Below are 13,757 nucleotides of genomic sequence, written 5' to 3' on the forward strand. Positions count from 1 at the left end.
CCGTAGAGCAATCGCAATGGCAACGTACCAATACGATGACATCCAGACACAACCGACTGTTGCTTTCAAGGGAAAACAAAGCGAAATTCAAGGGTCTTCCTTGGGTGCGTTTCTCTTCGTCTGTGTCACGATTGCCTTGGTCGCCTATGGATTGATCACCCTCTATAGCGCATCGTATGATGAAGCGCTTAGGAACAATCTCCCCTCTGGATACTATTTCATTAGACAAGCGATATTCGCCTTATTGGGATTCACTGCATTTGTGGTGATTCGCTATTTCCCCATGCGTTGGATACAAGTTGCCATTCCCTGGTTCCTGGTGCTGTCGATCCTCTTGATGATAATTACCTTGACCACAGGTTTTGGTATAGAACGTTTGGGGGCAAAAAGGTGGCTGCAAATTGGGCCACTACCATCTTTTCAACCTTCTGAGCTTCTTAAAGTATCCATGGTTCTTTTTCTTGCTACCATGATGACAAAATGGAAAAGACAAGACAGTACGAAGGTTCCTTTGTTTGTTACCGCCATTGGTGCAATCGTGATCTCTGCATTACTCATTGTCATGCAACGTGACTATTCAACTGCATTGGTCTTTCTCCTCGTCTCACTTGCGATGCTTCTTGCAGGAGGAATTAGGTTCCGCTACATTGGAATCTTCGCTTTTGGCATGGGAATACCTGCAGTAGTATTCCTTTTCTTAGAGCCGTATCGGATCAGAAGAGTCGTGAGTTTTCTCTTTCCCTCAATTGATCCGACAGGATTGAATTGGCAAGTACAAAATTCACTCAAAGCGATTGGTTCGGGAGGTATTTTTGGAAAAGGGTTGGGAAATGGGACGTTTAAACTTGGCGTAATCCCAGAAGTCCAGAGTGACTTTATCTTCGCTTCCCTTGCAGAGGAGTTGGGGTTTATCGGTGTTCTGCTTTTCTTTCTCCTCTTCATTGCTTTCGCAGTATTAGGTTTTTCCACTGCCTACCGTTATGGACGGAAGAAAGAATATTTCATAGCCTATACTTCATTTGGGATCACATTCATGATCGTATGGCAAGCTTTGGTAAATCTCTCTGTAGTGACATCGTTGCTTCCTCCCACGGGAATTCCGCTTCCGTTCTTCAGTCAGGGGGGTACAAATCTGTTTATGATCCTGTGTGAATGTGGACTTCTCTACAAATGTATGATCCAAGACGAGAAGGAGAGCTCCTACTATGGATAATGCCTACTTGCATGGATTCGACTACGACTCTCATCGAAACAGTCTTCGCGAACCGAACTATGCTGGGCAGGTCTTTGCAGCTGATGGAAATAGAAGAGGACGTCACAAGACAAAGACCCTCACCTTGGTTACTTTGATCGTTCTTGTGATCTTGGGATTGTTTTTCTTCTCGTTGCGATTTATTCCCCTTTTCGATATTGAATCTATTTCTTTCACTGTCACCGGTGGTTTTTCACATATTCCGAGACAAGCCCAAGAAATGGCAGATGGGATTGTCGGAGAATCCTTGATGACCGGGGAACCAAAACGGTTAGAAGAAGAACTTTCCTCACTAGCCGTTGTCTCTCATGCTAAGGTAAAGCGGGGGCTCTTCTCCTCAATCTCAATCGATTTGCAAATCGCGCAACCTGCGACATTTGTTGCGGTAGTGGATGAATCTGATTCAGTCGAAGGGATTTATATCGTGGAGAACGATACCTTGCTCCCCATAGATATCGAAGATTTCAAGGCCTATGGTAATAGAGTCTTCGTTGTCGAGGTCGGGTCGTCCTACGGAGAACACCTGAGATCCTATGGGCTCGATGAAGGTATAGGACAGGCAATTGCCCTTGCTTCGGGGATGGGAATGGATGAGGATGGAAGATTTCGTATCATCGGCAGAGTGAAATACGAAGAAAGTCTTGGAAAGACCTTCGGACATATGGTCTTGGATATGCCGGCATACAATAGTAAACTGTATATTCGTGAACCGGTTTCCGAATCACGGTTGCACGATGCCCTGCGATTGATTAGACTGGAACATGAGCATGATTGGACTCGCAATATTGCCCTTATAGGCCAGTTGCGATATGATTTGTATGCTCAGTCGTTGGTGAGTAGAAATTGACTCGGCAACGGAACAACTGGAGAGGTCGCAAGACAATAGAACTTCTCCTAAGCGATTGTAGGGAACGTAAGGTACCATACCTCGTCCTTTTGGACGGTTCGGGTCGTAGAGCTCTCCTTTGGGCTTACTCCGGGGTATTGAGGCCTTCCATTCGGAGGTATTACTTTGGGCACAGATAGGATCATGATGGGACTGGATATTGGAAGCTCTTGGGTACGTGCCGTGATCGGAACGGTTGGTGCTGATGGGACCGTCATGGTTGACAGTATGTGCGAACGGCCTTCGGAGGGCGTTCGTGGTGGTGCAATCGTCAATATCGAGCAGACTATAAAGACCATCACTTCGGTGATTTCAGAGGCCGAATTGCAGGCCGGAGCCGATATCCAGCAGATTATTATTGGAATCGGTGGAGACCATATTGAAGGAATCCCATCCCAGGGTGTGGTAGGAATCAATGCCAAGGATCAAGAGATTAAACGGGAGGACATATTCCGCTCCCTTGAGGTAGCCCGTGCTTTTGAGATGCCTTTGGATAGAGAAATTCTCCACACACTGGTTCAGGATTTCCGTGTCGATGGAAGGGATGGGATCAAAGATCCTATCGATATGCTTGGCCATCGGCTTGAAAGTAGGGTCTTAGTCGTCACAGGCTCCTCTTCTGTCTGCCAGAATGAACGCAAATGTATCCAGAGAGCGGGATTTCAGGTCCAAAGGCTGGTCGCTCAACAGTTGGCCGATGCAGAGGCTGTCCTCAGTCTAGAGGAGAAGGAGATGGGTACAATTCTCATCAATATCGGCGGTGGGACTACGAATATGATTGTCTACGCCAATGGTGCTCCTGTCTTCACTGGTGGAGTCAACCTCGGAGGATCCCATGTCACGAGTGATATTGCCTACCTGTTAAATAAACCCAAAGTGATTGCCGAACAGGTGAAGTGTGAATATGGGAATTGCCATATACCTTCGGTATCGGATGAAGATGCAGTGCTCATTCCACAGATAGGTGGATTACCCTCTATAAAGATGCCAAAGAAGGAATTGAGCAAGATTATCGAGCCGAGAATGGCGGAGATATTCTCACTCTTGCAGGTGGAACTTGAAAAGAAACAGGTCAGAGGATCATTTGGTGGTGGCGTAGTATTGGTCGGAGGTGGCGCACTCCTCTCCGGTGCGACAGAATTGGCATCAGAAATTTTCCGATTGCCTGCTAGGATCGGTTTCCCGGAAGCTTTGCATGGATTGGACCGGACCTACATTAATCCGCGGTATACCACTACTTTGGGATTAGTAATGACTGAAGCTAGACGGATCAGGGACCAGTATGCTTCTGGTGGTACCAAAGTTGAACATACGAAAAGGACCGGTTCCTTCGGAAAGAAAGTACGCGGTTTCTTCCGTACCATATTCTAGGATTTGCGAGAAACTCGCTGGAGGATACTATACATGGATTTCGATATGCTAGAAGATTTGCTGCAGAATGAACAGACTCCACCTACCGATATAAAAGTCGTCGGAATCGGCGGTGCTGGAGGCAATGCGATCAACCGGATGATTGCCAGTGGACTGAAGAAAGTCACATTCGTTGCTATGAATACCGATATCCAGGCTCTTCAACGATCAAATGCCCAGATCAGAATGCCCTTGGGTAGGGAGCTTACCGGAGGTCTCGGAGCTGGGGGAGTTCCAGATGTAGGTGAAAAAGCTGCCGAAGAGAGTCGTGAAGAAATCAAAAAACTTCTCACCGATACGGATATGGTGTTTATAACCGCCGGAATGGGTGGTGGTACCGGTACCGGTGGTGCATCGGTAGTGGCAGAGATTTCACGTGAGGTGAACGCCCTTACTGTTGCTGTAGTTACCACTCCATTCGCTTTCGAGGGTAAAAAGAAACTCCAGCTTGCACTTGAAGGAATAGAGAAATTACGCAAACAGGTCGATACCTTGATTCTCATTCCTAACCAGTATCTCCTAAAGGTTGTGGAAAACAACACGCCGATTAAAAAAGCTTTCCTCCTAGCAGACGATGTCTTGCGACAGGGAGTTCAGGGAATTAGTGAACTGATTACCGAACCTGGGGAGATCAATATTGATTTCGCCGATGTAAAGACGGTAATGAAAGGGCGTGGTGACGCTCTCATGGGAATCGGTGTGGGTGAGGGGACTACCCGGGCTGTGGATGCCGCACGTGCCGCTATCAATAATCCATTGCTCGAGAATGCAAGTATTGATGGAGCTAAATCGGTATTGGTAAACCTCGCAGGTGGTGATGGTCTCACTTTGCAAGAGTACCAGGATGTAGTCGAATTGATTACTGAGAATTGCGCAGAGGATGCTTTAATCATTGCAGGACAGGCATACAATCCTGAGTTGGGGGAAAAGATCAAGGTAACGGTTGTAGCAACTGGTTTTGAACGTCCACACGAAGATTTCGAGGAACAGATCGAAGTGATCGACTATAAGAGAAGAAAAGCCGAGGGACCGACTCTACAACCAAAGCAGCCTCCACAGGGTGAAAGACAGCAACCTGCAGCATCCGCGAGGACAGGGAAAGACGAACAAGATGAGGAAGTCATCACCGTCAATCGTTGGCAGGACCTGCAACAGCAATTGGGAAACCGACAGCAATCGAACGATTATAGTTTTCCTGCTGTACTCCGATACCAGCGGGGTGAGGATGGGGATTCCCAAGGATAATGCATCCTATTGATTCGGCATTGCTAGAAGAGTTTCGGGATTATCTCGTTGTTGACAGACGAGTTTCGTCGGCAACGATTGCGGTATATACTGCAGAGATCACACGGTATCTTACATTTCTTCGTTCCCGTAAAATTACTGTTGAAGAGGCATCTGCGGAGCACATAACCTCATTTTTGATCCAGCGCTCTACACAAGACGGTATTTCCCAAAGGACCCAGGGGAAAAATATGAGTGCGCTCAAATCTTTTCATCGATACCTCAACGATGTCTCCATCAGAGAGGATGATCCCACTGTTTTGATTGATATGCCGAAAATGCCCCAAACCTTGCCAATAAGTGTATCGTACGATGCGGTGGATGCCATACTGGCGGTTATTGATACGACCGATAGCGCTGGATTGGGTATACGGGACAAAGCATTGTTTGAATTGGTCTATTCCTGTGGATTGCGCGTATCGGAAGTATGTAGCCTCCAGATATCGGACTATCTTCACGATGATCGATTACTCAGGGTTGTAGGCAAGGGCGACAAGGAGCGCATGGTTCCTGTCGGTGACTATGCACAGAAAGCGTTAGATACCTATCTTATGGAATCACGCCCCAAATTATTGGGTGTCCATATTCATGAGAGATCTCTCTTTATCGGGAGACGAGGTAAGGGGCTCACCCGTGCGCTTGTCTGGAAACGTTTTAAATCTTATTGCGAACTAGCTGGGGTAGATGCAAAGGTACATACGTTGAGACACTCATTTGCCTCTCATCTTCTCAGAGGTGGAGCTGATCTGAGGATTGTCCAGGAATTGTTAGGCCATAGTGATATCCGAACTACCCAGATCTATACACACTCCGACACCGAAGATCTATTGCAGACCTACAGGAGATTCCATCCGGAGGGAGAACCGGACAAGAAGTGAAGTAGTGTTCCTCTTGCAGACGTTAATCAGGCATGGATGATAGAGAAAAGTATATTGCGATTTCCTGCCTGCCGAAGTTGAATACAGCCCAGCGACTTAAATTGGTCTCTCTTCCAGTGGATATCGATCAATTGTTGTCATTGGATGCCGATATACTTAAAACTGTCCTTGATATGAAGGATATTACGTCACTAAAACGCAAAGCAGCTCCTCAGTGGTATGAAAGTTTCCTCTCCTGGTATGAAAAACCTGGAAATCGGGTTACGTGTTATGGAGAACCCGCATATCCAAAATCTTTGCTGCATATCCAAAATCCGCCATTTCTCCTTTGCCACAAAGGTCCTCTTACTTTTAGAGAACCCTCTTTATCGATCGTAGGTACGAGAAATGCATCGGAAAGAGCATTGATCGCAGCGTTCTCTTTAGGCTTGGAATGTGGTGATTCTGGTACTCCAGTAATCTCTGGTTTTGCGAGAGGAATAGATAAGGCCTCTCATGAAGGATGTATAGCCGCAGAAGGGAATACCATGGCCGTGTTGGGTGGAGGGTTGGGGAATTTGCCGATCCGTGATGAACTCTTGATCGATCGGATATTGGAAAACGGCGGATCCTGTGTGAGTGAGTTTCATCCTTCCTCAGCACCCATTGCATGGCGCTATCCTTTGAGGAATCGGATTATCTCCGCTCTCTCACCCGTTACGATTGTTATTCAGGCTCCATGTGGTTCTGGAGCTCTGCTTACGGCTGATCTCGCTCTTAGACAGGGGAGGGATGTTATGGTGCATGAGGCAGGAGTTATGGGCAACGGTAGTGCTGGGACGAAAAAGCTTTCGGAAGATGGAGCTATAGTGGTAAGGGGGCTTTCAGATATAGCGAAGCATGCAAGTGTCGAATACAAAGCCTCAAGAACAGTCATTGTATCAAGTCGGAATGACCATGGATGGTATCCTTTTCGATTGGGGTGCCATACCTTTGGGTTCGCTGACTTTCCATAATTGTAATGACAGCTGTGAGCATGATATACTAAGCATATGGGACACTCGTTGCATACCAATAGAGCTGTAGTAGAATCGTATCTTCTTTATTTGAAGGAGATTAGAAGACTTTCTGAATTGACTGTGACTTCTTACAGACACGATTTGAAGCTGTATTTGGATTTTCTTGCACTACGAGCAATAGATATCCATGAGGTTACCTCCCATGACGCAAGACACTATAGTGCGAGAATAATTCAAGAAAAAAAATATTCTATCACTTCGGTTAACAGGATGCTCTCGACCCTTCGAGGGTTGTACCGTTTCCAGATCAAACAAGGCAATTGCACCATAAATCCCTTTGCTCGCATAGAGGGAAATACCCGCTATAGACGGTTGCCGCAAGTCCTCTCTAGGAACGATATGGTGAGAATCCTCTCCATACCTGTGATTACGTTTGACGATCTTCGCAATTCAGTGATGTTCCACCTGTTCTATTCAACCGGTTGCCGTCTATCGGAACTGCTTTCTGCCGATATCGAGGATTTGGACATTCAGCAAGAACGGTTGTTGGTGAAAGGGAAAGGAAACAGAGAGCGATATGTCTTTTTGAATCCCTCGACTATTATCCTTCTACAACGATACCTCAAACAGAGATCGGAATTCCTTTTATCGTTGAAAGATTCCGAAAAAAGCGATTCAGGGGCAATTTTGATAGGAAAACGGGGGAAACGGTTGTCGGCTTCGAGTGTGCATAGTATCTTTGGACAATATAGGTTGAAGCTAGGCTTGCATGCTCGGTTCACACCCCACATGATCCGCCACAGCTTCGCTACACATTTGCTTGATAACGATTCAGGTATACGGATAGTCCAAGAACTGCTTGGCCATGCGTCGATATCAACAACCCAGATATACACACATATATCTCACGGGCGGTTGCGATCCGTATATGAGAAGAGTCATCCACATGGAAGGAAGAACGATGGAGATTAGAGGAACAACGATCATAGCTGTCAGAAGGAATGGCCAAATTGCTATTGCTGGAGACGGCCAAGTTACCGCTGGAGATGCGATACTGAAAGGGAATGCCCGTAAAGTTCGTATGATGATGGATGGAACAGTATTGTCCGGATTCGCTGGAGCTACTGCCGATGCCTTCACCTTATACGAAATTATCGAAAAGAAGTTGAAGCAGTACCATGGAGATCTCACCCGTGCCGCAGTAGAGATGGCTAAAGAGTGGCGTATGGACCGCAATTTGAGAAAACTTGAGGCAATGCTCTTAGTTGCCGATAGGCAAAAGACATTTTTAATTTCCGGTGTCGGAGATGTCATTGAGCCTGAGCACGATGTGATTGCCATAGGTTCCGGTGGTAATTTTGCGCTTGCGGCAGCCCGAGCCTATATGGATGGCTCTCAACTTACTGCAGCTGAAATCGCCCAAAAATCGTTGGAGATAGCGAGTGAGATCTGTATCTATACCAATGGTTCCATTCTTGTTGAAAAGCTTGAGGAGTAGTTATGAATTTGGATGAAATGACCCCCACTGAGATTGTGCGGGAGCTTGATAAATATATAATCGGACAACAGGAAGCAAAACGGACTGTTGCTATAGCACTACGTAACCGTGCTAGAAGGAAACGTCTTCCCGAAACTATGAGAGATGAGGTTTCACCTAAGAATATCATCATGATGGGACCAACTGGTGTTGGTAAGACGGAAATCGCTCGGCGAATTTCACGTTTGTCCAATACTCCATTCGTAAAAGTCGAAGCAACGAAATATACCGAAGTTGGATACGTTGGAAGAGATGTCGAATCGATGGTGAGGGATCTTATGGGAACCGCTGTCCAGATGACCAAGAAGGAGTTGGCTGAGGCAAGAAGAGCCCAAGTTGAGAAACAGGTTGAGGAACGCCTTCTCGATCTTCTGTTGCCAGCGGAATCAAAACCGAAACCGGGACCTTCAGATCAAGGGACGACAGCATTGGAAGACGCTACCAAAAATACCAGAGAGAAGTTCCGTCAATTTCTTGCAGAGGGACGTTTTGAGGATCGAGAGGTGGAGATTACCATCTCCCCGAAGGGGCCTGCCCAAGGCATTGAACTTCTAGCCGGTGGTAATATGGAGGATCTGGAGAATACTATTCAAAGTCTGGGTAGTATCTTTGGCAATCGTGGTAAAAAGAGGCGAGTTCCTATCAAACGTGCTAGGGAAATCTTGACCGAAGAAGAGACCGAGAAGAGTGTCGACCAGGAACAGGTAGTTGAGATAGCAAAAGAGCGCACTGAGCAGATGGGAATCATCTTTATTGATGAGATCGATAAGGTTGCCGGCAACAAAGGTGGTCATAGTGGTCCAGATGTCTCTCGTGAGGGAGTACAGCGGGATATCCTGCCAATTGTTGAAGGAAGCAAGGTCAGTACCAAATGGGGTATGATAGATACTACCCATGTCTTGTTCATTGCAGCAGGTGCGTTCCATGTATCTAAACCTAGTGATTTGATTCCTGAGCTTCAGGGGCGATTCCCTCTACGCGTGGAGTTGGATGAATTAACCAGTGCCGATTTTCTCAGAATATTGCAGGAACCTGAGAATGCGATCATCAAACAATATATCGAACTGATGAAGACAGAGGATGTAGAGCTGGTTTTCACCGATGGTGCTTTGTCAAGAATAAGTCAGATTGCATACTCTGTTAATTCCAATACAGAAAATATCGGTGCTAGAAGACTCTATACGATTATGGAACGCTTGTTGGAGGATATCTCCTTTAATGCCTCCGAAATGTCAGGACAGACATTCACCGTGGATGAGTCCTATGTAAATGAACGGCTTTCGGATATACTGGAAAACGAGGATCTAAGTAGATATATCCTTTAGGGAGGATTGCGAGATATGAAATACATCACGATTGTCGCTAAGGATTTTGAAGAGGCTGTCAAAAAAGCCCGTGACCAATACGGGCCGGCTCTCCGTATCCATAGCCGTCGTGACGTCATTGGGAGGGGTGGCTTCCTATGGTTGGGAAAGCGAACACACGTTGAACTCACCTGTTATCTTGTAGATCCAGTTAAACAAGAGTCACCATCAAGTGAAATAAAAACTCCGCTAACCGAGGAAACTACTTCCCCTGTCGATCAGGAGGAAGTGTCCGAAGGGTTCGAAGATCCAAAGAAAGACGATCGGGAAGAGCTAGACGGGATATCTGATGAGCCATCGGTAGAGGCTGATGAAATCCAATCATCTCTCAAACATGAGCAGTTGTTAGAACATGCACATGTATTGCTACGGGAAAACGACTTCTCTGAAGGCTTTACCAGTGAAGTCTTAGACATGCTCCGTAGTTCCCTCGATGAATTCGAACCAGAGGAGCCCTTAACTGAAGAGTTCGAGCTCATGTTGGTTGATAAGATCGTGTCACTGGTGACAATAGACCATGAAACACAACTGCGGCCTCCTAAGATTTTCATTCTTTTGGGTCCCACAGGCATAGGGAAGACCACTACAACAGCAAAAATCGCAGCTCTGTATAACCTCCAGCAAGATCCTGAATTCCATAAGAGTGTCCATATGATAAGTATAGACTCGTTCAGGGTGGGCGCCTTCGAACAATTGGCAGCCTTTGGATCGTCTCTTGGCATACCGGTGGGAAAAGTCTCAGATGAGCAGGAGTTCTATCATGCGCTCTCAACGGCAGCAGGTGCGGACCTCATACTGGTCGATACGATAGGGAAAAGTCCAAGAGACAAGGATTTGGCCATAAAGATGAAGGCTTTATTGTCTGTTCCCGATAAGGACGAATGTGGATACTATCTAGCGATTTCCGGAGCGATGAAGACACAGGATGTCGCCAGAACAATAGATCAGTACACTTCATTCGGAATAACGAGCATTATCATCACAAAAATGGATGAGACCGAAACAGTAGGTAATGTACTCAGTGTCTGTCATGATCGGGGACTTCCCATCCTTTTCTTTACGGATGGTCAACGGGTTCCCAAGGATATCCACAAGGCATCAGCCTCTACCATGCTCGGTCAATTGCGAGGTTTTTCACTCGACTTTCAACATCTTTGGATTAATCAGGCCGGTCCTGACCCGGTAGTTGATCCTGGGACCCAAGAGTAACGCGCTCCATATCCGATGATTTCAGCCGTCCCAATCTGACCATATCGGCAATGATTGAGCCAATTGCTGGTGCGGCGATATTGCTTCCCCAAATAGTCGATCCCTTAGGATTCAAAACCCCAATATAGATGATATATTGCGGATCTTGGATCGGCACCAGTGCGAGCGTACTAGCCATGAAATTATCCTGATCGTAGGTTCCTGTAACCGGATCGGCCACTTGAGCAGTCCCTGTCTTGGCACCGACTCGGACACCCGATACCGCTGCCTTGGTCGCGGTTCCTCCCTCCTGGGTGGCCAACTCCATTCCCGTAAGAATCCGATTTACCACTTCCGGCTTAATCACATTTCTCCTGGCTATAGTAGGCTGGTTTTCCATAATTTTTCCACCCGACTGATCAACGATCGAACCTATGATATACGGCTTTATTACATTGCCGTCATTTGCCAACGCAGTAGCAGCTGTGGCGATCTGCAGAGGAGTAACGGCGATCTCCTGTCCAAACGATATGGTAGCCTTGCTTCTGCCGGACCAATTTTCCACCTCAGAAACTAAGCCTGCAATAGATCCTGGCATTCCAGCATCCCATGCAGTTCCGAAACCGAAATCCATAAGGGTGTTCCTGAAATCCTCACTGTCGGTTTGAAGAGCCCAGTGGGCGACGGCACCATTACATGAATATTTGATCATTGTTTCCGGTTCTACAGAACCATGGGCGGATACACATTGAATGGTTGTCTCATTGCCGTTTGGCATGGTGAAGGTGTAGGATCCATCGCAATAGAAAGGTTCCTCGAGATCAGCCTGGTCGGCTTGGAGTTCAGCAGCCAAAGAGAATACTTTGAAAACCGAGCCTGGTTCATACATGGAAGTAACTACCTTGTTCTGACGTTGCTCAACTTCTGATAATTGATATGAATTAGGATCGTACCAAGGAAATGTTGTGGCTGCAAGGATTTCTCCAGTTTTTGCTCCCATTACTATTCCCACGATACTATCAGGATAGTGGGTACGGTCAATGGTGACGACTTGGTCATCTAAGAGATATTGGAGATCCATATCGAGTGTTGTGGCTATCTGGGCTCCATAGGAGATTGTCTTACCAATTTCAGGGTATGGGAGTAAGTAGGTTTCGTATGCGAGCTCCAAGCCCTCTATACCCCGATTTTCGGTATTGGTGAATCCGATAACCTGTGCTCCATGGTAGTGTTGGGGAAAACTTCTTCCGTAACGTTTCTCCAAGAGTACTCCTTCTAGATCTGAGGCTTTCACGACAGCTGTCAATTGCTCATATTCTGTTAGCGACAGTCTTCTCTTCACCAGATAGTAGATGGAACGACGAGAGGCCTCTTCAATGATGTTTTGTGCGTCCAAGGAGAGAATTGGGGCGATGACTTTGGCCGTAGTGGTAAGATCTCCAATTTCCCTCAACAATAATGCGCATGAGTAGTATGGAGTTTCAATGGCGAGGATAGTACCATGCTTATCCACTATCGTACCTCGTACTATTCTCTCTGAAACTATAGGATTCACATAGTCGTGTTGCCCAGGTACAGCTGTCATAACGATGAAAAGGATACGTATTAGCACTATCGCAGAGACGATTGCGGTTATAATCGGTAGTAAGAGGGGGATTACACGTTTTTCTCTGGATACCATGGTGCAAATATAGTAATATGTAACAGCATCGTTGTCGAGAGCAGGTGATAATAGTATGGGTTTTACGGATAAGCATAGTTACGATGATATGGGCCGTGGCGGCAATTCACGACGTCAAGGCAATGAGAGGATGGACAAAAGGAGTCTACGGATCATTGTTTCCGTTGTCATTGTCGGTGTGTTGTTGTGTGCAGCTGTAATTATTCTTTGGTTGCTCTACTTTTCCACCACGGAACCACAACAGCGGCGATCCGAGGAATCACTCATAGTCGAACCCATTGAGACCGATAAGCCTAACCAATCGGAAGAAATTGTTACCGATGCACCAATTTCTACCAATGCCCCTGACCAAATCGCTACAGGTGGTGATACATTGGCAAGGAATTCAGTCGTTCAGATCGATACACCTGTGCAAACTGTAAGGACACAAGATCCTGCTCCTTCATCACGTGCTGTATGGTATACAGAGCATGAGGTAAAGGAGAATGAAACGATCGATTCTATTACAGAACAGTATGGGGTCTCTAGGGAAACGATTCTCAGCGTGAATGCGATAAAGAATCTTTCTTCAGTCCAACCAGGAGTTATATTACGTATACCCGACCGCAACGGTCAGTTGTATACCGTCCAATCGGGAGATTCTCTCAGCATCATCACAAACCGTTTCAATCCCTCGTTAGGCTGGAAAACCCTTCAAGAGATCAATGGGCTGAAATCCGAAGTCATCTACCCCGGCCAGAAACTCTTCATTCCCAGTGCTCAGGTAGAGGATGACGGTTCTTTCGCTTATTATGATCGTTTCGTCCGACCAGCAGAGGGACGAATTACCGGTCTTTATGGACAAACTGTAGTCTATGGAAATTCTGAAGAAATTGTTGTGCTTCAGGGTATCTGGATAGAGGGTCCGGCTGAGTCGCCCGTCAAGGCGTCGGCTACTGGTGTGGTTGTCGATGCTGGTAACAATCCTGAAGGTATGGGGCGTTTTGTCGTACTATCACATGAAGATGGTTATAGAACCAGTTATGCCCATCTGGATCAAATCTCCGTAAAAGTGGGAGATCCTGTAAGACAAGGAGATGCCATCGGTATCATGGGATCGACAGGAAGCATCGGGAAACGGGCACTCTATTTCTCAATCGAACAAGATGGTACAGCCCTCAACCCCGCGAACTTCTTCTAGTGTTCTGTAACAGTATAAACTGGTGGATGCTCTTAGAGCATATCGGACGGAGGGCAAGGACAAGGAAGCGAAGAAGATATTGAAATATCTGAGCTGACA

At 46.5% G+C, this 13,757-nt stretch carries 12 protein-coding genes; 11 read left to right on the forward strand and 1 reads right to left on the reverse strand.

Features of this window, described 5'->3' with window-relative positions; translation table 11 throughout:
* Positions 1–16 precede the first annotated feature (16 nt).
* From ACODJP_RS08320 to ACODJP_RS08365, 10 genes are all read left to right on the forward strand, one after another.
* Complete coding sequence (locus tag ACODJP_RS08320; RefSeq protein ID WP_422480430.1) at positions 17–1,213, forward strand: FtsW/RodA/SpoVE family cell cycle protein; 1,197 nt, start codon at positions 17–19, stop codon at positions 1,211–1,213.
* On the forward strand, positions 1,206–2,099 hold the full coding sequence (locus ACODJP_RS08325; RefSeq protein ID WP_422480432.1) for a hypothetical protein: 894 nt from the start codon (positions 1,206–1,208) through the stop codon (positions 2,097–2,099). The genes ACODJP_RS08320 and ACODJP_RS08325 overlap by 8 nt, the downstream gene beginning before the upstream one ends.
* A 165-nt stretch (positions 2,100–2,264) precedes the next feature.
* Complete coding sequence (gene ftsA / locus ACODJP_RS08330) at positions 2,265–3,509, forward strand: cell division protein FtsA (protein WP_422480434.1); 1,245 nt, start codon at positions 2,265–2,267, stop codon at positions 3,507–3,509.
* A 33-nt stretch (positions 3,510–3,542) separates the two neighbouring features.
* Complete coding sequence (gene ftsZ, locus ACODJP_RS08335; protein WP_422480436.1) at positions 3,543–4,793, forward strand: cell division protein FtsZ; 1,251 nt, start codon at positions 3,543–3,545, stop codon at positions 4,791–4,793.
* Entirely contained in the window at positions 4,793–5,710 is a 918-nt protein-coding gene (locus ACODJP_RS08340) for a tyrosine recombinase (protein WP_422480438.1), read from the forward strand. Before ftsZ ends, ACODJP_RS08340 begins: the two co-directional genes overlap by 1 nt.
* Positions 5,711–5,742: 32 nt before the next feature.
* Complete coding sequence (locus ACODJP_RS08345) at positions 5,743–6,705, forward strand: DNA-processing protein DprA (RefSeq protein ID WP_422480440.1); 963 nt, start codon at positions 5,743–5,745, stop codon at positions 6,703–6,705.
* Between the two features lie 36 nt (positions 6,706–6,741).
* Positions 6,742–7,680 carry a tyrosine-type recombinase/integrase gene (locus ACODJP_RS08350; RefSeq protein WP_422480442.1) on the forward strand — a complete coding sequence of 313 codons (939 nt, stop codon included), beginning with the start codon at positions 6,742–6,744 and terminating at the stop codon, positions 7,678–7,680.
* Positions 7,655–8,206: an ATP-dependent protease subunit HslV gene (hslV, locus tag ACODJP_RS08355; protein WP_422480444.1), complete on the forward strand. Its 552-nt coding sequence runs from the start codon at positions 7,655–7,657 to the stop codon at positions 8,204–8,206. Before ACODJP_RS08350 ends, hslV begins: the two co-directional genes overlap by 26 nt.
* Before the next feature lie 2 nt (positions 8,207–8,208).
* Positions 8,209–9,570, forward strand: coding sequence for an ATP-dependent protease ATPase subunit HslU (hslU, locus tag ACODJP_RS08360; RefSeq protein ID WP_422480446.1), 1,362 nt, complete (start codon positions 8,209–8,211; stop codon positions 9,568–9,570).
* A gap of 15 nt (positions 9,571–9,585) precedes the next feature.
* Positions 9,586–10,818, forward strand: a complete 1,233-nt coding sequence (locus tag ACODJP_RS08365; RefSeq protein ID WP_422480448.1) for a hypothetical protein — start codon at positions 9,586–9,588, stop codon at positions 10,816–10,818.
* Here the strand turns inward: ACODJP_RS08365 and ACODJP_RS08370 are convergent.
* Positions 10,769–12,478, reverse strand: coding sequence for a peptidoglycan D,D-transpeptidase FtsI family protein (locus tag ACODJP_RS08370; RefSeq protein ID WP_422480450.1), 1,710 nt, complete (start codon positions 12,476–12,478; stop codon positions 10,769–10,771). The genes ACODJP_RS08365 and ACODJP_RS08370 overlap by 50 nt on opposite strands.
* Before the next feature lie 55 nt (positions 12,479–12,533).
* On the opposite strand from ACODJP_RS08370, the gene ACODJP_RS08375 reads away from it, so the two are divergent.
* Complete coding sequence (locus tag ACODJP_RS08375; protein WP_422480452.1) at positions 12,534–13,658, forward strand: peptidoglycan DD-metalloendopeptidase family protein; 1,125 nt, start codon at positions 12,534–12,536, stop codon at positions 13,656–13,658.
* Positions 13,659–13,757: the final 99 nt, after the last annotated feature.

Origin of the sequence: Pleomorphochaeta sp. DL1XJH-081 (assembly GCF_049310885.1) — a bacterium.
Lineage (GTDB): Bacteria > Spirochaetota > Spirochaetia > Sphaerochaetales > Sphaerochaetaceae > CAYZJV01.